Below are 21084 nucleotides of genomic sequence, written 5' to 3'. Positions count from 1 at the left end.
GGCAACCGTTTTTTGTTTGCGATGATGCATTTTCCTGGTTCACGGCTTTTCCTTCGGCTATGATAAATTTATTATAATGTCGGCGCTTGGGCGACTGTCACATTCCGATGAATGATGCATATGTGAAGAAGGAGAAAAGATGTCAGGGAGGGAAGTAGATGAACCAAGTGTTGGCTGGAAGCGTGCTTTCCGCCTTATCCACCGGGCTTGGCGCCGTGCCGATTTTGTTTATGGCCAAATCGCTCACCCACCGGTGGCGTGACGTACTGCTGGCCTTTTCCGCCGGCATTATGATGGCGGCTTCGATGATGAGTCTCATTCCGGAATCGTTAAAATCAGGGGGCTTCAGCACGTTAACAGTAGGGCTTTCCGCTGGCGTACTTATTTTGACGTTGCTTGAAATGACCGTCCCCCATATTGACTTGGAACATACAAAAAGCGGCTTGCAATTTGATGAAAAAGCGATGCTCATTATTGCCGCCATTACGTTGCACAATTTGCCTGAAGGTCTGTCGGTCGGGGTCAGCTACGCCTCCGACAGCTCTTCCCAAATCGGCAATTTAATCGCCCTGGCGATTGGCTTGCAAAATGCACCGGAAGGGTTTTTGGTCGCTTTGTTTTTAATCAACCAGCAAATCGGGCGCTTGAAGGCGTTTCTGCTCGCCACGTTGACCGGAGCCGTGGAAATCGTCACATCGCTGCTCGGTTTTTACTTAACCTCCCTTTTTCGTGGGCTCGTTCCGTACGGGCTGGCGTTCGCCGCGGGGGCGATGCTGTTTATCATTTACAAAGAGCTCATTCCCGAAAGCCATGGCGATGGAAATGAACGGACATCGACGTACGCGTTTATTGTCGGCATTTTGTTTATGATTTTTCTAACACAATCGTTTTAACGAAAACAACCCCGCTGCCTGTATATAAGCAGCGGGGCGTTCATTGTTATTGGACGGCTTCCTCTTTTTCTTCATATGGATGAGCGACCCAGCCGGACGGGTCGATAAACAAGCGCACCGCAACGACCCGACGGTCATCCATGAGCGTAAAGTAATGCGGATTCCCTTCCGGCACGGAAATGACGTCGCCGGCTTCAAGCTCTACATCAAAATAGCCGGTTTCTTTGTCGCCTTTGATGATGAAAATGCCATGGCCGGCCGTAATGGCGCGCACTTCATCTTCCGTATGGATGTGCACTTGTTCAAATTTTTTCAGCAACTCATCCAAGTTCGGCGTCGCGTCGGACAGAGCGACGATATCCCACGTTTTGTAGCCGCGGCGCGCCGCTAAATCTTCAATTTCGTCTTTGAACGTCGCTAAAATTTCATTTTTTTCTTCATCTGTCAGAACATATTTATCGCGCAAATGCTCCGGCAGTTTCGTGATGTCCCAATGTTCATACAACACCCCTTGACTGTTCAAAAACGCGCGCACATTGTCTTCTCCTTCAATCACTTGGCCCGTTTTTCTCACTTTGATGACTGCCATTATTCACATCCTCCTTTGGAAAAATGTATATGGATTAGCCAACCGGCAGGCCGGCCCGCTGCAAAAGCAGCCGCTTCACCTGCCAGCGGAACAAAAACTCCCATGCCTCCAAATGTTTTTTCGCTTCAAACGCTGTACGCCCCCAGACCGTGATGCCATGGTTTTGGATCAACACGGCGCCGGCGTCGCCATGGATATAGTTCGCAAACTCCCGAGCGAGCGTTGGAATGTCGGCGTAATTGTCAATGATCGGGATGCGCACGGCGGCATTTTCTTCCCAAATGCCGAACGCCTTGATGATTTCCTGGCCGGAAAAGACCGCTTCCCCGTTTTGCGCATACAGTTCAGAAATCAAGTTGTTGTCGACCGTATGAACGTGCAAGACGCAGCCGGCATTCGTCCGTCCGTAAATTTCCGCGTGCAAGAGCGTCTCGGCCGAGGGCTTCAAGTTTGTTTCCTCCGCCGGTTTTCCGGCGGCGTCAACGAGCAGAAAATCCTCGTCTGTTTGCTTCCGCTTATCCTTGCCGCTCGCTGTCACCAAAAACGTCAATGGGTCGTCTGTCACCTTGATCGACAAATTGCCGCTTGTCGCGAAAAACCAGTCGCGGGCGGCGAGCTCGGCTTTCACTTCCGCGAGCTCGTTCCACTTTTTCACGACGATGCTCATACGATCACCTCCATTCGCTGCAACGCATCAATCACGTCAAAAAACGTTGCAAACGGCGCATGCGGCAAGCCGAGCTCTTGGCATTTTTGGAGCAGAAAATCGCGCGCCATCACGTAATCCGCTTGCCTCGCCACCGCTAAATCCGTAATCGAATCGCCGATGACGACATGGTATCCGTCCGGGCGGGCAAGCTTGCGAAGGAGCGATGGCTTGCAGCAGCCGCAGCCGTTTTGGCACTCACCGTCGCATGCATGCGGCCATGTGATGCGGATCGTCTCACCGCTGAAATCGGAGCCGTTGCAAAAAATGCGCTCCGGTTCAATGAGCCCTTCAAGCAGCGGATAGACGAAAAAGTCGATGCCGCCGCTGACGATATAAAGCGGAATGCCTCGCTCTTTCGTAAACGCGACAAACTCTCGGAATCCCGCGCGCAACCGGGTGGTGCGCCGCAGGAAATCGATGATTTCTCCCTTTAGCGAGGACGGAAGGAGGGAAAACATCTTCCCCACTCCTTCCTGAACAGAAATGCGCTCAGCGAGAATGTCGTCTTTTAACGCCTCCCACTCCGGCGGGGCGAACTGTTTCATAATCGCGATGATGTTGTCGTTTTCCGTAATGGTGCCGTCAAAATCACAAAAGAGAACGAGCTGTTTCGTCATGCTTCCACCTCAACGACGCCCCAGCGGTCGATCGCTTTTTGCAGCGCTTCGTTTTCTGCAGCCGCCTCACGAAGCGGACGGCCGGCCAACACCGCGTCGATCGCCGCGCGAAACGCCCGGCCGCCCCCGATCGCCCCGTCCGGATGGCCGTGAATGCCGCCGCCGGCGTTGACGATGGTGTCAAGGCCGAAATCGCGGATGATGAGCGGCACCAATCCCGGGTGAATGCCGGCCGACGGCACCGGAAACGCCCGGGCAAACGGCTCTTGGTCGTCGGTGAGCGCCCTTGCGATGCCAAGCGCCTGCTCACGCTCCAAGGCCACGCTGCCATACGGCGACGGGAACAGGACAAAGTCGGCGCCGGCGAGCCGCAAAAGCTTTCCAAGCCAAAGCGAAGGCGCCACCCCATAAAATTCGGACGTCGTAACAGCGCCGCTGAACGCCGGGTGAGCCATAATCGGCACCGCAATCTCCTCATCCTCGCGCAACGCCTGCAACACGTCAAGCCCATAAGCGAAGACGTTAAACAACAGCACATCAGCGCCAAGCTCGGCGGCTCGTTTCGCTTTGTCCTTTAACGCAAACGTTTTGCCGGTCAAGTTGACGGCATACAACGTCCGCTTGCCCGTTTGTTCGTACACTTCCTGAAGCGCCGCCTTGCCCTCGGTGATCCGCTTTTCAAACGGAAGAAGTTCGCTGTCAAACAAAATTTCATCGTCTTTGACCAGGTCAACGCCGCCGAGCGCCTGTTTTTTCAATTCCGACGTCAAGTACGCCAAATCGCGGCCGATCATGCCTTTAAAAATGCTCATCAACAGTGGGCGGTTATGCACCCCGACTCGGTCGCGAATGCCGTCGATGCCAAAGCGCGGCCCAGGAAACTGTCGCTTCCATTCATCCGGAAACTCTAAATCAAGCAGCCGCACTTCACCGTCGAGCGACAGCTTGCCGAACGTCGTGACCAACAATGCCGGCAAATCGGCGCTGAAGTTGACTGTCGGGTAGGCGATTTTGACGATCGCCCGCTTCAGCCGCTTGCCGAAATAGGCGTTTACCCGCTCGCTTTCGCCAAGCTCTTCAATAGCGACGACTTCCCCTTTATGTTTGCGAAGCTGCTCCTGCTCCAACGCCGGCAAGTCGGTCCACGTGCCGATCGTCAAGCCGAGCGCGATCCCTTCCGCCTTTTTCCGAATGTCTGTTTCATCATGAAGCAAATACGTTGCCATCACTGCACTCATCGTTCATCCCTCTCAATCTCGAAATAAAAACGCCTCTTCATAAGAAGAGGCGTCACTCATCCATGGCGCTCTTCTTATCTCTCAGCGTTTCCGCTGCAAGAATTAGCACCGTGCTTGGCGCGCGCCAAGCCGGTTGCCGGGCTTCATTGGGCTCGTCCCTCCGCCTGCTCTTGATAAGAAAGCCTGCTCGTTTATGCACTTATCAAACAATTGGCAAATTTACTTTGAATTATGACATCGCCGATTGGCGTTGTCAATCATTTTTCAAAAATTTTTTTCGAACAATCCAAGGCGGCCGATCCGCTCCGCTGCTTCGCGAAGCCGCGCTTCATCGGTCAAGAGGCCGACGCGCACATACCCTTCGCCGTGCTCGCCGAACCCGATGCCTGGGGCGACGGCGACATGCGCCCGCTCAAGCAGCATGTCGGCAAACTCAGCGGATGATATGCCTTTTGGCAGCGGAAGCCAGGCGAAAAACGACCCGGATGGCGCCTGCACCTCCCAGCCGGCCTCGCAGAGCGCAGCGATGAACGCATTGCGGCGCGCCTCATACAATGCGACCAGCTCCGTGACACAATCTTGCGGACCAAGGAGCGCCGCGGCGGCCGCTTCCTGGATGGCGCCGAACAAGCTGACATACAAATGATCCTGCAAAAGCTCAAGCGCCCGAATGATCCGCTCGTTGCCGACGGCAAACGCCACACGCCAGCCGGCCATATTGTATGTTTTCGAAAACGTATAAATTTCGACGCCGACGTCTTTCGCCCCATCGACTTCCAGGAAGCTGACCGGTTTCCGGCCGTCAAAGCCGATCGCCCCATAAGCGAAATCGTGCACGACGGCAATGCCGTGCTTGGCGGCAAACGCCACCGTCTCCGCGAAAAATTCCTTTGTCGCCGTCGCGCCGGTCGGATTGTTCGGATAGTTTAAAAACATGAGCTTCGCTCGGTCGGCCACTGCCGCCGGAATGGCTTCATAGTCCGGCAAAAAACCGTTTTCCGCAACAAGCGGCATCATTTCCATCCGCGCGCGGGCAAGCGCGATCCCCGACCAATAGTCCGGATAGCCCGGGTCCGGGACAAGCACCACATCGCCCGGGTTGACGAGGCAAAGCGGCAGTTCGACAAGCCCGGCCTTGCCGCCGAACAAAATGGCGACTTCGCGGTCTGGATCGATGTTCACCCCGTATTCACGCGCGTAAAACGCGGCGATGGCTTCTTTCAAAAAGAAGTAGCCTTGAAACGGCGAATATTTATGGTATTTCGGATTGGCCGCCGCCCGCTGCATCGCCTCAACGATATGCTTTGGCGTCGGCTGATCCGGGTTGCCTTGCCCTAAATTGATCACGTCGCATCCGGCCTTGATTTTCTCCCCCACTTTTGCGACAAGCGAGGCGAAAAATTGCTTTGGCAACTGCTCAAGCAGCTCGGAAAAAGGAATTTCCATCGTCATCGCCCACACCTTCTTAAAAAATTCTTGAAATTCTAGTGCAACATCATATATCGTAAAAAGCAAAATGTAAAGCAAAATTTTTTCGAGGTGAAAACTCATGACGATCCGCATCGCCTGCCTCCAGCTTGATATTGCGTTTGGCGACCCGAACGAAAACGAACGGCGCGCGGAAAGCGCCATTGAATCGGCCGTCAAGGACGGCGCGAATATCATCGTGCTGCCGGAATTATGGACGACCGGCTACGATTTGACGCGCCTAGATGAGATTGCCGACGAAGGCGCCGAACGAGCGAAAGCGTTCGCCTCCCGCCTAGCGCAAGCACACAGCATCCATCTCGTCGCCGGCTCGGTCGCTAAAAAAACAACAACCGGCGTGACGAACACGATGATCGTCGCCGACCGGAACGGTCAAATCGTTGGCGAATACAGCAAGCTTCACCTGTTCCAATTGATGGATGAACATTTGTATTTGCAGCCGGGAAGCAGCTTAGGTTTGTTTTCGCTTGACGGGCTTTCATGCGCCGGGGTCATTTGCTATGACATCCGCTTTCCGGAGTGGATTCGCGCCCATGCTATGGCTGGGGCGGAAGTGCTGTTTGTCGTCGCCGAATGGCCGCTTCCCCGCCTGCACCATTGGCGGACGCTCTTGATGGCGCGGGCGATTGAAAACCAATGCTACGTCGTCGCCTGCAACCGGGCTGGCCGCGACCCGAACAACGTCTTTGCCGGCCATTCGCTCGTCATCGACCCATGGGGCGAAGTGATCGCCGAGGCGGACGAGAAGCCGGGCATTCTCTCGGCCGACATCGATCCCGCACTCGTTGCGGACGTCCGCGCGCGCATCCCGGTGTTTGCCGACCGCCGGCCGCACGACTACGAAGCGGCAAAAAATTTTTTCAAAACGTATTGACAATCGATTGATCGACCATGTATCATTCGAATCAAACAACCAAACGATTGACAACATCGTGAAAATTGCAAAAACTGAATACGAGAAATCGGTACTCTTATCAAGAGTTGGCTGAGGGAATTGGCCCAATGAAGCCCAGCAACCGACCGTAATACTATCGTGAGATAGGGCGCACGCCAAGGGCGGCGCCGGAAGCGTCATGCTTCCGCAGGGCACGGTGCTAAGTCCAACAGAAAGACCGATGTCTTTCTGAAAGATAAGAGGCGCGAAGAACGAATGAATCTTCAAGCCTCTTTCCGTATGCGAAAGAGGCTTTTTCATTTGCCGGAAACGCCGAGTTTTAGCGCGCGTCAGAACCGGCATTTGAAAACGAGCGAAATGAAAAAAGGGGGAACAAGGCAATGACCACTGTTCAAACATCGGTTTACGAACCGCTGACCGAACCGAAGGCGGTATCTCTCGCTGTCCGCCTCGGCTTATTCCGCGACGGGGCGCCTCTTTTGTGCCGCGAGATCGGCGACGGCAACTTGAACTTAGTGTTTCATATCGTCGACCAAGAAACAAAGCAAGGCGTAATCATCAAACAAGCGTTGCCGTACGCCAAAGTGGTCGGCGAAAGCTGGCCGCTTACGTTAAAGCGCGCCGTCATCGAAAGCAACGCGCTGCGCACGTTTGCGAGCTATGTGCCGCAATACGTGCCGAAAGTCTACTATTCTGACGAATCGCTCGCCATTACGGTGATGGAAGACTTATCCCGTTTGCAAATCGCCCGCAAAGGGTTGATCGAAGGAAAAACGTATCCGCTTTTGTCCCAGCATATCGGCGAGTTTGTCGCCAAGACGGCGTTTTATACGTCTGATTTCGGCATGAACCAGCAAGAGAAAAAGAAATTGGCGCAAAGCTTCGTCAATCCGGAACTGTGCAAAATCACGGAAGACCTCGTCTTCACCGACCCGTTTTTTGACCACGAAACGAACAACTTTGAAGACGAATTGCGCCCAGACGTTGAAGCGCTTTGGCGCGATGACCGCTTGCACCTAGAAGCAGCAAAGCTGAAGCGCAAGTTTTTAACCGAAGCCGATGTGCTCTTGCATGGCGATTTGCATACCGGCAGCATTTTCGTAAGCGCCGACGAAACGAAAGTGATCGACCCAGAATTCGCCTTTTACGGTCCGATCGGGTTTGACCTTGGCCAATTTTTTGCCAATTTGCTGTTAAATGCGTTGTCCCGCTCTGAATTAGAGCGCCAACCGCTCTTTGACCACATCGACCGGACATGGGACGTCTTTGCGTCCGTGTTCTCAAACCTTTGGCGCACCGAGAGCGTGGAAACGTACGCCGCGACGCCGGGCTTGCTCGAGGACGTGCTCCGGCACGCGTTCATCGACGCCGTCGGCTTTGCCGGCTGCGAAGTCATCCGCCGGACGATCGGCCTCGCCCATGTGGCGGACCTTGACGGCATCGAGCACAAAGATGAACGGCTTGTTGCCAAACGGCATGCGCTCCGCCTCGGCCGCCGCTTGATCATTGAGCGGGCTGAGCTGACAGGAACGGATGGCTTCCGCCGGCTGCTCGCCGAAACCAAGCAGTAATGCCATTCGATCCGGCCCGCCGGCGACGGGCCGGACAAACGAACAACGCCAAAAGAAAGGAAGACAGCAATGAGCACATTTGCCATCCCGCGCTCAGTCGAATGGCGCGAGACGCATGTGACGATTTTAAACCAGCAAAAGCTTCCATCCATCATCGAATATATCGACTTGCACACTCTGGAAGACGTCTATGAGGCGATTGCCACGCTGAAAGTGCGCGGCGCGCCGGCGATCGGCATCACCGCCGCCTATGGCCTGGCGCTTGCCGCACTGGGCTATGACACCAAATCGCTCGATGAATTCCGCCGCCGCTTAAAACAGGATCGCGACTACCTGGCCGGCGCCCGACCGACCGCCGTCAATTTGTTTTGGGCGCTTGACCGGCTCGTCGCCGCTGTCGAAAACGCCGTCTCCATCAACGAGGCAAAAACGGCGCTCATCCATGAGGCGATCCGCATTCAAGTGGAAGATGAGGATGTGTGCCGCCGCATCGGCGAATACGCGTTGTCGCTCTTTCGTCCGGGCGATCGTGTGATGACGATCTGCAACGCTGGCTCGATCGCCACCGCCCGCTACGGAACAGCGCTCGCCCCGTTTTATTTGGCGAAAGAAAAAGGAATCGAGCTATCCGTTTACGCCCTTGAGACACGTCCCGTTTTGCAAGGGGCGCGCCTGACCGCTTGGGAACTGATGCAAGCGGGCGTTGATGTGACGCTCATCACCGACAACATGGCAGCGCAAACGATCAAAGCGAAACAGATCAGCGCCATCATCGTCGGCGCCGATCGGATCGCGCGAAACGGCGATACGGCGAACAAAATCGGCACGTTCGGCCTGGCCTTGCTCGCGAAGTCGTTTGACATTCCGTTTTACGTCGCTGCGCCGTTGTCCACGATCGATTTGACGACGAAAACAGGTGCGGACATCCCGATCGAAGAGCGCCATCCGGATGAAGTGACCCACATCGCCGGCGTGCGCATCGCCCCGGAAGGCGTCAACGTATACAATCCGGCGTTTGACGTGACGCCAAACGAACTCATTACCGCCATCATTACCGAAAAAGGCATCATTCGCGGCAATTACAACGCAACGCTGCCATCATTATTCACAAAGGAGGAGCAACATGAAACGATTTAAGGCCTTATCTTCCCTTTTTCTTCTTTTCTTTGCCGTGTTCTCCATCTTGGCTGGCTGCACACACGAGCAAGATGCCGTGAGCTCCAAGCCAGCCAACGAAGCCAAGACCACGAACAACAAAACGGAAACGACATCCAGCCACTCGACGGCAACAAGCGACGAGCAAGCGGCCATTCCTGAAAAGTTGAAAAAGCCGGTGAAAATCGCCGCCATTATGCAACTGTCCATCGGCACGTTCTCATCGCAATACATCGCCGGCGTCAAAGAACAAGTGCAAAAATTCGGCGGCGAGGTGCAAATTTACAACGCCGACAACGATTTAACCAAAATGGCATCGTACGTTGAGACGGCCATTACGCAAAATGTTGACGCCATTTTGCTTGACCACGGCCGCGCCGATGCGCTCGAAGGCCCGGTGAAAAAAGCCGTCGCCAAAGGCATTCCAGTTGTGGCGTTTGACAACGATTTGAACATTCCCGGCGTCACCGTCATCGACCAAGACGACTACAGCCTCGCCTGGAAAACATTAAAAACGCTCGCAGAAGACTTAAACGGGGAAGGCAACATCGTCACGATTTGGGTCGGCGGCTTTACCCCGATGGAACGCCGCCATATCATTTATGACGCGTTCAAAAAACGCTATCCGAACATTAAAGAAATTGCCAAGTTTGGCACGGCGAGCGCCAACACAGCTTTGGACACACAAACGCAAATGGAAGCGATTTTGAAAAAATACCCGAACAAAGGCGACATTGACGCTGTCTTCGCAACTTGGGACGAGTTCGCCAAAGGGGCGACGCGCGCCATCGAGCAAGCTGGGCGCACGGAAATTAAAGTGTACGGCATCGATTTGAGCGATGAAGACTTGCAAATGATCCAAAAACCAAACAGCCCATGGGTGGCGACAACGGCGACCGACCCAGCCGAAGTCGGCCGCGTCCAAGTGCGGTTCGCGTATCAAAAAATCGCCGGAGAAAAAACGCCGAACATTTACTCGCTTGAGCCGCATTTAGTGAAACGGTCCGATCTTCCGGACAAACAAGTGTCGATGAATGAGCTTTCGCAATACATCCCGGGCTGGGGGCAATCCAATGTCGCCATCTCGCCGTGGATGAAAACGTTGGAAGCCCAGGTGAACAAAAAATGAACGGGTTGTCAATGCGGGGCATGGAAAAATCGTTTGGCGCCGTGCGCGTGCTCGACGGCGTGGACTTCGACGTTCGTCCTGGCGAAGTCCACGCCCTTTTAGGCATGAACGGCGCCGGCAAAAGCACGCTCATGAACATTTTGGCCGGCGCCATTCCGCCTGACGCTGGTACGATCACGATCGACGGTACGATATACACGTTTTCATCGCCGCGCGAAGCAAAACAAGCCGGCATCGGCCTCGTCGTTCAAGAAGTTGACACAGCGCTCTTTCCCGGCTTGCCGATTTACGAAAATGTAGCGGCGGACGAGTTCGTCCATGTGAAGCAACGGCCGATTCGCTCGCTGCGTCAAGAAAAAGAGCGGGCCGCCGCCCTGCTTCGCCGCGTCGGCCTGTCGTTGCCGCCGACGAAATTGGTTCGCGACTGCTCGCTCCATGAAAAGCAGCTGATTGTGCTCGCCAAAGTGCTTTCATCCAACGCGCGCTATATCATCCTAGACGAACCGACGGCCGCCTTAAGCGAGGCGGAAACAAGGCGTCTGTTTGCCATCATCGATGAACTGAAGCAGCAAGGCGTCGGCTTTATTTACATCTCTCATAAACTGAAAGAAGTTCAGGAGATCGCTGACCGGCTGACGATTTTGCGCGACGGCCGCGTCGTCTATCACGGAGGCGCCCGCAGCCTGCCGCTTGAGGACATCGTCCTTCATATGACTGGAACGAAGCGGACCGCCGCCGCGAAACAAGCACGCACATACAGAAGCGACATCGCGTTTGCCGCCCGCGGAATTTTGATCGACAAAACCGGGACAACAGTCGACCTATACGCCCACCGCGGCGAAATCGTCGGCATCGCTGGCCTCGTCGGCGCCGGCAAGACGGAGCTTGCCGAAAGCCTCATCGCCCACCGGAACACATCCGGCGAGTGGGAAATTGATGGCAGACGCTATGTGTTCTCATCGCCTTATGAAGCCATCGACGCCGGCCTTTGCCTCATCCCGGAAGAACGGCGCAAACAAGGGTTGTTTTTGCCCGAATCAGTGAAAACGAACTTGACCGTCCGCCTTCTTTCCCGCCTGTCGCGCTGGCAATGGATCAGCTGGGCGAAAGAAGCGGCTGAAGCCGACGGGCTCGTCCGCTCGCTAGGTGTTCATCCGCCGTCAAGCACCACCGTCGTTCGCCACTTGAGCGGCGGCAATCAACAAAAAGTCGTCATCGGCAAATGGCTCAACACAAACGCACGCGTCTTTTTGTTTGACGAACCGACCAAAGGAATCGACGTCCATGCGAAACAAGAGGTGTTTTCCATCATTCGCTCCCTTGCCGATGAAGGAAAAACGGTGCTGTACTTTTCCAGCGAATTTCAAGAGCTGCTTGACATTTGCGACACCATCTACGTGATGGTCGACGGCCGGCTGCTCGCTCGCCTGCCGGCCGCTGAATTGACGTATGAACAGCTTGTTTACTATTGCAGCGGAGGTGAGATCCATGAGCCAGCCAGCCGTTTCCACAGCGCCGTCGAAAAAAACGGCGCCGTCCATTCTTGAATTGTTGTATAAACACGGCACCTTGCTGGCCATTCTTGCCGTTATCGCCTACTTCGGCATCACGCAAGACCGATTTTTTACGTATGAAAACTTCAGTGACATTTTGCGGTCCATTTCGATCGTGACGCTCGTGGCAATCGGCATTACGTTTTCGCTCATCGTCGATGGCTTCGATTTGTCCGTCGGCTCGACGGTGAGCCTAGCGACGATCGCGAGCGCAGCGGCGCTCGTCCTGTACCGCCAAGAAATTTTCATCACCCTGCTCGTGCCGCTGTTGCTCGGCATTGCTGTCGGGCTCTTGAACTCGTTGTTGATCGTCAAATTCAAATTGCCCGATTTGCTCGCGACGTTGGCGACGATGTACGCCATTAACGGCGTGCAGCTCACCTATACGAAAGGGTTTTCGATCTACAACGACATGCCGCTGCCCGATGGCGGCACGGCGCCGGGCAAATTCATTCCTTCCTTTTTATTTATCGGCCAGGGAGAGCTGTTCGGCGTGCCGTTTTCGGTCTTGCTTATGCTGTTTGTCGTCATTGCCGCTCATCTGTTTTTAACGTACACGAAACCCGGCCGCCTCTTTTATTTGACCGGGGAAAACCGCGAGGCGGCAAGGCTCTCAGGCATCCCGGTCAACCGCTATCGGACATATGCATACGTCATCAGCGGGTTTTTTGCGGCCTTAGGCGGCATCGTCCTTGCCTCGCGCATCGGCACCGGGCAAGTGTCGGCCGGCGCCTCGCTTTTAATGGACAGCGTCGCCGCCGCCTACATCGGCTTTTCCGTCTTTGGCGCCGGCAAGCCGAACGTCATCGGCACATTGTTCGGCTCGATTTTAATGGGCGTGTTGCTGAACGGCTTGACGATGGCAAACGTTCCGTATTACGCCCAAGACATTATAAAAGGCGCCATTTTAGTCGGCGCCCTCGCCTTGTCGCATTGGCAAAAAAAATAACGCCCGATCTCTGCCCCCGTGGATGGCAATCCTCGGGGGCAGACGCGTTTTTCTAGGCAAGCCGTCAGCCTCTTTTTCCGCCTGCTTCATTGCAGCATCCGCATACAACGCCTTCCAAACCCTTTGCCTGTTCCACGAACGCAAGAGCGTCATCTACGTAAGCGGCGCTCAAGCTCCAACAGCTTCGCCTTCACATCGGTGCGGCTTCCAGCATAGCCAATGAGAGCGCCGTTTTTGCCGACAACGCGGTGGCACGGAACGAGAATCGACAGTTCATTCGCCCGGTTTGCCTGACCGACGGCGCGCACCGCTTTCGGGCGGCCGATTTGCGCGGCGATGTCAGCGTATGTCGCCGTCTCGCCGTACGGAATGCGGCAAAGCGCCGCCCACACCTCTTCTTGGAAGGCAGTTCCCTTCCACTTCAGCGGCAAGTCAAATGCTTGGCGTCGACCGTGGAAATACTCATCCAGCTGCCTAAGCGCGCGTTCAAGAAGCGGCGACCAGCTTTTGACAGCCGGATGTTCGCCGGCGAACGCGCGCCATTCTTCTGGAAACAGCTCGACTTTGACAATCGCGTCGCCGTCGGAGGCGATGTAAATGTCGCCGAGCAGCTCTGAGCGGTATACTGCATATTCAATCGTCATCGTCGTCCTCCCTTTCCATTCGTTCGATCGGCAGCGTGATATGGAACGTCGTGCCGACGCCGACTTCGCTTTCCACTTCAATTTTCCCTTGGTGCTCTTCTATGATTTTATAGCTGACCATCAAGCCGAGGCCGGTGCCGCGTTCTTTCGTCGTATAGAACGGCTCGCCAAGCTTTTTGATTTTATCTTTTGGAATGCCGCATCCTTGGTCGGTGATGGAGATGCGCACATAGCACCCGGCGCGGGTGATGCGCACCGTAATGTCCCCGCCTTTTGGCATCACTTCGATGGCGTTTTTCAAAATATTGATGAACACTTGCTTCAACTGATTCGGCTCGCAATACACCGGCGGCAGCCCGCGCTCGAAGTCGGCGATGATTTGCACGTTGTGCATCATCGCTTGGGCGCTGATCAAATCGATCGTGTCTTGCATAATTTTGCAGATATCATTTTGTTTGTACTGCACCGCCTGGGGCTTCGCCAAGACCAGAAACTCGGTGATGATCGACTCAATCCGTTTCAATTCCGACATAATGACATTAAAATACATCGAATAGTCGCCGTCAATGCTTCCTTGCAACAGCTGAATGAAACCCTTTAGCGCCGTCATCGGATTGCGGATTTCATGGGCGATGCCGGCGGCCAATTCCCCGACGACGTGGAGCGTATCCGACTTGCGCAGCTGCAGCTCCATCTCCTTGCGCTCGGTCACATCGCGCAGCATCATCATCCCGACGCCGGGAATCACTTCCTTTTTCAGTGAAAACTCAATAATTCTCCCTTTTCCCTCGTCGAAAAATTCGACCTCGCCGCTCGCTTCGCCGGTGCGTTGGCATTGTTGAAGCAGCTTGTTGAGCTGGCGGCGCGCCCGCTCCGGAACGAGCTCGACCACCATTCGGCCAAGCAGCGCCTCCTTTTCGACGGAAAAAATGCCGCAGACAACCGGATTGGCGTCGATGATCCGATGCTTGGCATCCCAAAGCAAAATACCATCCATCGCATGATCGAAAATGCTCCGGAACTTTTGCTCGCTTTCGCGCAGCTCGCGCTCGATTTTCCGCCGCTCGCTCACATTGCGGAAAATCGTCAAGTGGTACCCGTCGATCGCTCCTTTTTTCATGGTGAACTCGAGCTGCTTATCCTCACCGTTCGGCATATGAAACGTCAGCTCGTCACGGATTTCCCCTTTGCGCCGGAACTCGCTGAAAATGCGTTTCACCTTTTCGTCCCCATAGTCGACAAAATCAAACAAATTGCGGCGCACAAGCAAATTCAAGGGCAGCTCAAACGTCCGGCTCGCCGCCGGATTGGCGTTCAATATGTAGCCAAAATCGTCCCAAATGAGGATCGCCTCATGCGCTTGTTCGAAAATAGCCCGGAACCGTTCTTCGCTTTTTTGCAACTTGATTTCCATATTTTTTTTTTCTGTCACATCGCGCATAATGGCCATGTAAAACCCGCTATAGACGTTGGAAGTCGCCGTCAGCTCAAACATTTTCACCGTTCCGTCCGGGCGGACAAGCGACAACTCGCCTTTGGCCGTTCCCTTTTCTTTCACTTCCGCGAGCAGCCGAGCGAACTCATTGGCGCATTCGCGGGCGACGAACTGCTGAAACGACAAATTGAGCAGTTTTCCTTTTTCCAAGTTCAAGCTCATCGAAAACGCCGGATTGACATCGATAAACCGCCCAAATTCATCGAAAATGACGATGCCGTCAACGGCGCGGTTGAATACGTCGCGAAACAAAAACTCATGAATGATGCGTTCGCGCTCAAGCGCCTTATGGGCTGAGATGTCGCGCATCATGACAAGGTCAAATTCGTCGAACACATCCTTTTTCATCGAAAATTCCACATGCTTCACTTTGCCGTCCGGCAGTTTGATGAGCAGTTCATCGCTGAACGAACCGAACTTTTGCAACATCGAGCGCTGAAACAGCAAAATATCGGGCGGCACAAGTTCGAGGAACGAAGAAAACGAATGGCCGATCAACGAAAACTTATCCATCTCAAACAGCTTGCACGCCGCTTCGTTCACATCGACAAATTCACCGTTTTTATTTAAAATCACGATCGCATCGAGCGACCGCTCAAAAATGATCGAATAACTGTTCAACCGCTCTTTTAACCGCCGATTTTCCTCTTCAAGCGACCGCACATCCGGCGATGCATTTTGTTCTTCCCGAGGAGAAAGGCTTTGGGCCATATCCATCTCTCCTTGTCTATTCAAACCATTCAACGAAATATATATTCGATGTGGAAAAATTTACTCCTCCCTTGATTTACGAAGATTTTTTAAAATTCTTTTCCACAATGTTCGACAAGTTTTTCTGCTTTTTCATTTGGCTAAACTGCATGATAGTCAACTCTCCCCCCTCGCTTAAAGCCAAATGAAAGCTTCCAATTGCATCTATAAATTATAGACAAAGGAGTTTTGCTGCTATATTATAGACAAAGGGGTTTTGTTGCGATGAACATCGTCTGTGCGACATTGAACGCCAAATACATTCATATGAATTTAGCCATCCGCTATTTAAAAGCATACGCTCAGCCCGAATTTGACGTCAAGCTTGTTGAGTATACGATCAAAGACCCGGTGCTGAACATTGTGACTGATTTGTACCAACGCCGTCCGGATGTCATCGGCTTCAGCTGCTACATTTGGAACATTGAAGAAACGATCAAAGTCGTCAAGCTGTTGAAAAAAGCAGCGCCGAATATTGTCATCGTCGCCGGCGGACCGGAAGTGTCGTACGATGTGCGTGAATGGATGGAGCGGGTGCCGGAATTGGATTTTATCGTCATCGGTGAAGGGGAAGAAACGTTTAAACAGCTGCTCTTTGCCTTAGAAGGCCGCAAAGAAGTGGCAGATGTCGCAGGGCTGGCGTTTCGCGATGGAAAGCGCATCGTCGTCAATCCGCAGCGAAACAAAATCCGCCTTGCTGATATGCCGTCGCCGTTTCGCTTTCCGGAAGACATCCCACATCTTCCGAACCGGATCATCTACGTAGAGACAAGCCGCGGCTGCCCGTTCAGCTGCCAATTTTGCCTGTCCTCGATTGAAGTAGGTGTCCGCTATTTTGACCGTGAAAAAATCAAGGATGATTTGCGCTATTTAATGAAGCACGGAGCGCGGACGATCAAGTTCGTCGACCGGACGTTCAACATCAGCCGCAGCTATGCAATGGACATGTTTCGCTTTTTAATTGACGAACATGTACCGGGAACGGTATTTCAGTTTGAAATTACCGCCGACATTATGCGCCCGGAGGTCATCGAGTTTTTAAACAAGGAGGCGCCGCCCGGGCTGTTCCGCTTTGAAATCGGCGTCCAGTCGACAAACGACGAAGTGAACCGTCTCATTATGCGCAAGCAAAACTTCGCAAAACTTTCGCGAACGGTGACGATGATTAAAGAAGGCGGGAAAATCGCCCAGCATTTGGATTTGATCGCCGGTCTGCCCGAAGAAGACTACAACTCGTTCCGAAAGACGTTTAACGACGTGTTCGCCCTTCGCCCGGAAGAACTGCAGCTTGGCTTTTTGAAACTGCTGCGCGGCACTGGGTTGCGCCTGCGCGCCGAGGAGTACGGCTATGTGTATATGGACCATGCGCCATACGAAGTGCTCGCCAACAACGTCTTGTCGTTTGATGACGTCATCCGCATCAAGCAAGTGGAAGACGTGCTCGAAAAGTATTGGAACGCCCATCGAATGGACGAAACGATCGAGTACTTGGTGACCGATGTGTTCCCATCGCCGTTTGACTTTTTCCAGCAATTTGGCACGTATTGGGATGAGCGCGGCTGGGCGCGCATTGGCCATCAGCTTGAGGATTTATTCCGCCGCCTGCATGAGTTTTTACGTACGTGTGCGCCAGAGGCCCTGCCTGTCGCCGAATCGCTCATGAAATACGACTACTTGCGCAACCAAAAATACAAACCGCGCAAGCCGTGGTGGGAAGAAAAAACGGAGAAAACGACGCGCACGACCGTCTACCGCGCGCTGCTTGAGCGCCCCGAGGCGCTTGGGGAGGACTTTGCCGCCCTCGGGCTCGGGGAAAAGGAATTGTTTAAACATACGGTCGTGGAAATCGTGCCGGTCGATGTCGGCCGCTATATCGCCGCGAAGCAGCTCTCGTTTGCGCCAACGGCCATCGTCGCCTATTTCGACCCGTCTGGCACAGGAGCTACGGTCTTTTCTGCACCGCTTTCCACCCTGTTTGCGTCATCCGCATCGGCTTGAACGCCCAAGCGAAAAAGAGCGCTGTTTCCAGCGCTCTTCTTTGTCCGCCCACCGATCCAATCCCATCAAAACGGCGGCCTCACCGCGGCGGCTCTTTTTGTTTTGTCTCCTTCTCCTTTGCTTGCTTTTGCTCCTCGATCAGCCAAAACGGCTGATCACGAGCGAAATCGCCCCATTCAAACGCCATTTCTTCATTCGTTCGAGCGGGCCGCTCCTTATGCTCTTTACCCATCGCCGCCTCCTTGTCTCCCTTTTTTCGAATTGCGGTTCGCACCGCGGATCATGTCCTCCTCGCCGGCATATTGTGCCGCAAATTCGGTATCCGGCAAACTTTCCGTTGGCGTTTTATTGTTGTTTTTCGCTGCGTCAAATTTCACTTTTCGCTTCATCATCGTTTCGTCTCCTCCTCATCAACCGTTTTCCGCTCATAAGCGACAAGCACAATTTCTTCTCCTGTTTCTTCACGCAGCCGCTGTTCGAGTTGCTGGAGCTGGCGAAGCGTCCCGTCTTGCAGGCGGGCAACCGGGAATGCAATGTCAGTCACATCGATCCTCCTTCCCGCATTTTTTCTTATCGTGTCTCCGCTGCGCCAACTTTATGCGCCGCTACGGTTTGAGTACCACTTTAATGCAGCCGTCTTTTTTTCATCGAAAATCTCGTATGCATATTGCGCCTCGTCAAGAGGAAGACGGTTCGTGATGATATCAGTCGGGTCGAATTTTCCTTCGACGATCCATTCGTACAGCGTCGGAATGTAATGAATGACCGGCGCCTGCCTCATTTTCAGCGTAATGTTGCGCGAAAGCACGCGCAAATATTCAGCTTGCCCGCCCGGGTAGCCGCCAAACGTTTCAGAATAGCCAAAGTTATGCCTTGGTATGTGACGGCTCTCATCCTCTTCCTCCTTTCTCTCCTTCCGGACGGATCAGCCAAACGACAAGAGCTCCGCCAAGCAACGCCAGCCCGCTGAGCAAGAACAAAAGCGGACCGGCGCCGCCTTTCATCAGCCAGGCTGCCAACGGCGGTCCGGCAGCCACGCCGATAAAACGAAGCGAACTGTAAAACGATGTCACCGTCCCGCGCTCGCTTTTCTCAATTCCTTCCGTGATAAGCGCATCTAAACACGGCAGCGCAGCGCCGATGCCGGCTGCCGAGAACAACGCCAGCCAAACGGAAAGGGATGGATGAAGGGGAACGAGGGCCAACGCAGCCGCCAATAGAACGGAGCCGGCTGCAGCGCCCCATTTCATCCGCTGTTTCCGGTCGCCAATCGCTTTCCCGGCCGCAAATGAAGCGAGGCAGAGCGCCCCGAGCGGGATGGCGAGCACCCATCCTTTCCTCATTCCATCAATGCCATACACATCTTCAAGACGGCTTGAAAGGAAAAATAAAAACGCAAACAACACAAGCATCAACAAACCGCCGATGACAAACACCCCGATCAGCCAACGCCCTTCGCGGCGGAAAATCGCCGCCACCACCGCAATAAAATCCCGAAACGGCAACGGCCGCTCCCGACGCGCCGGCACCTGGATGGACCAAACCATCATTGCTGCCGATAGCAGGCAAAAGACAGGGAACGAAAAAAATGGAAAAAACCAAATGATGCCAGCCAGCATCGCCCCGAGAATCGGGCTTAGCACTTTGCCGAACGTGTTCGCCGTTTCAACCGTCCCTAAACAGCGGCTTGCCTCCTCCTCATCCGGAAACAAATCCCCGACAAGCGGCAAAACGATCGGAAACGCCCCGGCCGCCCCGAGCCCTTGCAACATGCGCCCGGCGATCATCCAGCCGTACGGGTCGCTCACCCGCCAAGCAGCCCATCCCGCCAGCCCCCCTCCCACCGCCGCCAGCAACAGGCTTGGAACGATGACCATTTTTCTCCCGATGCGGTCGCTTATATATCCGGCCAGCGGAATGAACAAAATCGCCACAACGGAATACATCGTGATCAGCAGGCTCGACTGCAGCGGCGTGATGTCGAGATGCCGTTCCATCGCCGGCAGCACCGGGATGAGCATCGAATTGCCCAGCGTCATGACAAGCGGAATCGAGGCAAGCGCAGCGACCGCCCACCCCCGACCAGCCTGCCTCCCTGCCTGTTTTGACAGCTGCACCGTCCATTCCATCGCTTCGGTCCCTTTCTTATGAAGTCGATATTTCCACTTATATGATGTGCGTTTTTTTCATGGATATGCCGCGCGAAAAAAAGCTGCCACCAAAGGAGGACAACCCTCCGTTTGGCGAACAGCCCCTTCTTGTCATGACCGGAAAACCGTTGTACAAAACGTCCGTTATTTTCCGCCCGTGAACGAAATTCCTTTGATGAAGTAGCGGTTGAAAAAGGCGTAAATGACCAACACCGGCAGCGTAAACACCATGGATGCCGCCATAATGTAGTTCCAATAGCTGATGTACTGTCCTTTGAAGCTATTGAGGCCAAGCGGCAACGTAAACAGCTGTGGATCGGACAAAATAATGAGTGGGCGCATGAAATCGTTCCACGAACCCATGAAGACGAAAATGGCCTGAGCCGCCAGAGCTGGACGAGCGAGCGGCAATGTCATGCCCAACAATTGCACTTTATGAAAGGCCAGAAAGATCGCAAACCAAATCGGCCCGATAATAAAAAGAAGCAGCACAAATAAAGTAGGAGACAAAAACAGGTAGCTTGCCCCCGCTTCGCGCCACATTCGCTTCGTTGACATTCTTTTCATCTTATTCCCTCTCCTTGCCGAGAATCGAAAATCGCTATTCCCCTCTTTCTAACGCAGCCGAAAACAGCTGCAGTTAGAAAGAAAGGAACAGCTCCCTGGCAGAGCATGCCCGTCTGCCAGGGGCTGATTCGCCTTATTTGCTCTCGATTTCGCTATTGGCCGTTTTTTGCGCTTCTTTCAATGCCTCAGCAAGCGGACGTTCACCGAGGAAAGCGCTGACAAATTGGTTATTGAAGTTGTTCGTAATAATCGGCAAGTTCGTTCCGTTTTGCCATACAGTTGCATACGATGCGCCAGCGACAAGCGGTGCACGCAGCGGATCTTTGTCAAATCCTAGTGCCGCAGCGACCGATTTGCGCGTCGGCAAAGCGTATCTTATTTGCAATCTTTTTTAATGAAAAATTCCTCCTGTAATTCCCAACCATATCTCTTTGTTCGGTCGTCCATACTAATCATACCTCATCAAAAAAACCATCAAGGAGGAATTTCATATGGCTCGTTCAAGCAACAAACTGCTTGTTCCAGGCATCGAACAAGCGTTGGAACAAATTAAGTACGAAATCGCCCAAGAGTTTGGCGTACAGCTCGGGGCTGGCACGGTTTCGCGCGCCAACGGCTCCGTCGGCGGAGAAATGACGAAACGGCTCATTGCTCAAGCACAAAGCGAATTGGCAGGCCGAAAAACGGAATAAAG

Annotated in this window: 20 protein-coding genes, 3 pseudogenes and 2 riboswitches; of the genes and pseudogenes, 9 read left to right on the top strand and 14 right to left on the bottom strand. The window is 53.9% G+C overall.

The annotated features are described in order from the left end of the window. The first annotated feature begins 158 nt into the window (after positions 1 to 158). Entirely contained in the window at positions 159 to 893 is a 735-nt protein-coding gene (locus tag JCR24_RS13750; protein WP_238980817.1) for a ZIP family metal transporter, read from the top strand. A 46-nt stretch (positions 894 to 939) separates the two neighbouring features. Here JCR24_RS13750 and JCR24_RS13745 read toward each other — a convergent pair whose 3' ends face one another. The 5 genes from JCR24_RS13745 to JCR24_RS13725 form a co-directional block, all read right to left on the bottom strand. Continuing rightward, the gene (locus JCR24_RS13745) at positions 940 to 1482 is read right to left on the bottom strand and encodes a 1,2-dihydroxy-3-keto-5-methylthiopentene dioxygenase (RefSeq protein WP_011230457.1); all 543 of its coding nucleotides are present in this window, start codon (positions 1480 to 1482) and stop codon (positions 940 to 942) included. Positions 1483 to 1516: 34 nt separating this feature from the next. After that, positions 1517 to 2149, bottom strand: coding sequence for a methylthioribulose 1-phosphate dehydratase (locus JCR24_RS13740; RefSeq protein ID WP_013145967.1), 633 nt, complete (start codon positions 2147 to 2149; stop codon positions 1517 to 1519). Further along, positions 2146 to 2808, bottom strand: a complete 663-nt coding sequence (gene mtnX / locus JCR24_RS13735; RefSeq protein WP_238980816.1) for a 2-hydroxy-3-keto-5-methylthiopentenyl-1-phosphate phosphatase — start codon at positions 2806 to 2808, stop codon at positions 2146 to 2148. Before mtnX ends, JCR24_RS13740 begins: the two co-directional genes overlap by 4 nt. Continuing rightward, positions 2805 to 4046, bottom strand: coding sequence for a 2,3-diketo-5-methylthiopentyl-1-phosphate enolase (gene mtnW / locus JCR24_RS13730; RefSeq protein WP_062898494.1), 1242 nt, complete (start codon positions 4044 to 4046; stop codon positions 2805 to 2807). The genes mtnX and mtnW overlap by 4 nt, the downstream gene beginning before the upstream one ends. A gap of 71 nt (positions 4047 to 4117) precedes the next feature. Beyond that, positions 4118 to 4226: riboswitch (SAM riboswitch) on the bottom strand. Positions 4227 to 4310: 84 nt separating this feature from the next. After that, complete coding sequence (locus JCR24_RS13725; protein WP_305054824.1) at positions 4311 to 5498, bottom strand: pyridoxal phosphate-dependent aminotransferase; 1188 nt, start codon at positions 5496 to 5498, stop codon at positions 4311 to 4313. A 97-nt stretch (positions 5499 to 5595) separates the two neighbouring features. Here JCR24_RS13725 and JCR24_RS13720 point away from each other — a divergent pair, with 97 nt between their 5' ends. The 6 genes from JCR24_RS13720 (at position 5596) to JCR24_RS13695 (ending at position 12786) form a co-directional block, all read left to right on the top strand. Further along, positions 5596 to 6408 (top strand): carbon-nitrogen family hydrolase, encoded by an 813-nt coding sequence (locus tag JCR24_RS13720; RefSeq protein ID WP_238980815.1) that lies wholly within the window; start codon positions 5596 to 5598, stop codon positions 6406 to 6408. 94 nt (positions 6409 to 6502) lie between these two features. Further along, positions 6503 to 6671: riboswitch (SAM riboswitch) on the top strand. 138 nt (positions 6672 to 6809) lie between these two features. After that, positions 6810 to 8000 (top strand): S-methyl-5-thioribose kinase, encoded by a 1191-nt coding sequence (mtnK, locus tag JCR24_RS13715; protein WP_060788073.1) that lies wholly within the window; start codon positions 6810 to 6812, stop codon positions 7998 to 8000. A gap of 69 nt (positions 8001 to 8069) precedes the next feature. Continuing rightward, a complete protein-coding gene (mtnA, locus tag JCR24_RS13710) occupies positions 8070 to 9137 on the top strand; it encodes an S-methyl-5-thioribose-1-phosphate isomerase (protein WP_238980814.1) in 1068 nt (355 codons plus the stop codon). Continuing rightward, on the top strand, positions 9124 to 10284 hold the full coding sequence (locus JCR24_RS13705; protein ID WP_238980813.1) for a sugar ABC transporter substrate-binding protein: 1161 nt from the start codon (positions 9124 to 9126) through the stop codon (positions 10282 to 10284). Before mtnA ends, JCR24_RS13705 begins: the two co-directional genes overlap by 14 nt. Next, complete coding sequence (locus JCR24_RS13700) at positions 10281 to 11831, top strand: sugar ABC transporter ATP-binding protein (RefSeq protein ID WP_238980812.1); 1551 nt, start codon at positions 10281 to 10283, stop codon at positions 11829 to 11831. The genes JCR24_RS13705 and JCR24_RS13700 overlap by 4 nt, the downstream gene beginning before the upstream one ends. Then, on the top strand, positions 11773 to 12786 hold the full coding sequence (locus JCR24_RS13695) for an ABC transporter permease (RefSeq protein ID WP_238980811.1): 1014 nt from the start codon (positions 11773 to 11775) through the stop codon (positions 12784 to 12786). Before JCR24_RS13700 ends, JCR24_RS13695 begins: the two co-directional genes overlap by 59 nt. Before the next feature lie 149 nt (positions 12787 to 12935). Here JCR24_RS13695 and JCR24_RS13690 read toward each other — a convergent pair whose 3' ends face one another. Together JCR24_RS13690 and JCR24_RS13685 are read right to left on the bottom strand one after the other, a co-directional pair. Next, the gene (locus JCR24_RS13690) at positions 12936 to 13430 is read right to left on the bottom strand and encodes a methylated-DNA--[protein]-cysteine S-methyltransferase (protein WP_011230446.1); all 495 of its coding nucleotides are present in this window, start codon (positions 13428 to 13430) and stop codon (positions 12936 to 12938) included. After that, positions 13420 to 15636 (bottom strand): PAS domain-containing sensor histidine kinase, encoded by a 2217-nt coding sequence (locus JCR24_RS13685; RefSeq protein WP_238980810.1) that lies wholly within the window; start codon positions 15634 to 15636, stop codon positions 13420 to 13422. The genes JCR24_RS13690 and JCR24_RS13685 overlap by 11 nt, the downstream gene beginning before the upstream one ends. A gap of 264 nt (positions 15637 to 15900) precedes the next feature. Here JCR24_RS13685 and JCR24_RS13680 point away from each other — a divergent pair, with 264 nt between their 5' ends. Further along, the gene (locus JCR24_RS13680; RefSeq protein WP_238980809.1) at positions 15901 to 17673 is read left to right on the top strand and encodes a B12-binding domain-containing radical SAM protein; all 1773 of its coding nucleotides are present in this window, start codon (positions 15901 to 15903) and stop codon (positions 17671 to 17673) included. A gap of 79 nt (positions 17674 to 17752) precedes the next feature. On the opposite strand, the gene JCR24_RS13675 is transcribed toward JCR24_RS13680, so the two are convergent. The 7 genes and pseudogenes from JCR24_RS13675 to JCR24_RS13645 all read right to left on the bottom strand — a co-directional run. After that, the gene (locus tag JCR24_RS13675) at positions 17753 to 17905 is read right to left on the bottom strand and encodes a hypothetical protein (RefSeq protein WP_013145978.1); all 153 of its coding nucleotides are present in this window, start codon (positions 17903 to 17905) and stop codon (positions 17753 to 17755) included. Then, entirely contained in the window at positions 17898 to 18065 is a 168-nt protein-coding gene (locus JCR24_RS13670) for a hypothetical protein (RefSeq protein ID WP_011230441.1), read from the bottom strand. Before JCR24_RS13670 ends, JCR24_RS13675 begins: the two co-directional genes overlap by 8 nt. Then, the gene (locus tag JCR24_RS13665; RefSeq protein WP_011230440.1) at positions 18062 to 18217 is read right to left on the bottom strand and encodes a hypothetical protein; all 156 of its coding nucleotides are present in this window, start codon (positions 18215 to 18217) and stop codon (positions 18062 to 18064) included. Before JCR24_RS13665 ends, JCR24_RS13670 begins: the two co-directional genes overlap by 4 nt. 61 nt (positions 18218 to 18278) lie before the next feature. After that, positions 18279 to 18478 (bottom strand): annotated as a pseudogene (locus JCR24_RS13660) (glutathione-dependent formaldehyde dehydrogenase); the annotation flags it as partial. A gap of 85 nt (positions 18479 to 18563) precedes the next feature. Further along, positions 18564 to 19802: an MFS transporter gene (locus JCR24_RS13655; protein ID WP_238980808.1), complete on the bottom strand. Its 1239-nt coding sequence runs from the start codon at positions 19800 to 19802 to the stop codon at positions 18564 to 18566. A gap of 165 nt (positions 19803 to 19967) precedes the next feature. Beyond that, positions 19968 to 20240: pseudogene (locus JCR24_RS13650) on the bottom strand (ABC transporter permease subunit); the annotation flags it as partial. 283 nt (positions 20241 to 20523) lie between these two features. After that, positions 20524 to 20763: pseudogene (locus JCR24_RS13645) on the bottom strand (sugar ABC transporter substrate-binding protein); the annotation flags it as partial. Positions 20764 to 20881: 118 nt separating this feature from the next. Between JCR24_RS13645 and JCR24_RS13640 the strand changes: the two are divergent. Further along, positions 20882 to 21082 carry an alpha/beta-type small acid-soluble spore protein gene (locus JCR24_RS13640; RefSeq protein WP_025948410.1) on the top strand — a complete coding sequence of 67 codons (201 nt, stop codon included), beginning with the start codon at positions 20882 to 20884 and terminating at the stop codon, positions 21080 to 21082. Positions 21083 to 21084 lie beyond the last annotated feature (2 nt).

The organism is Geobacillus sp. YHL (genome assembly GCF_022341265.1).
GTDB classification, from domain to species: Bacteria; Bacillota; Bacilli; order Bacillales; family Anoxybacillaceae; genus Geobacillus; species Geobacillus thermoleovorans.
This window is presented reverse-complemented; position numbering and strand designations above follow the sequence as displayed.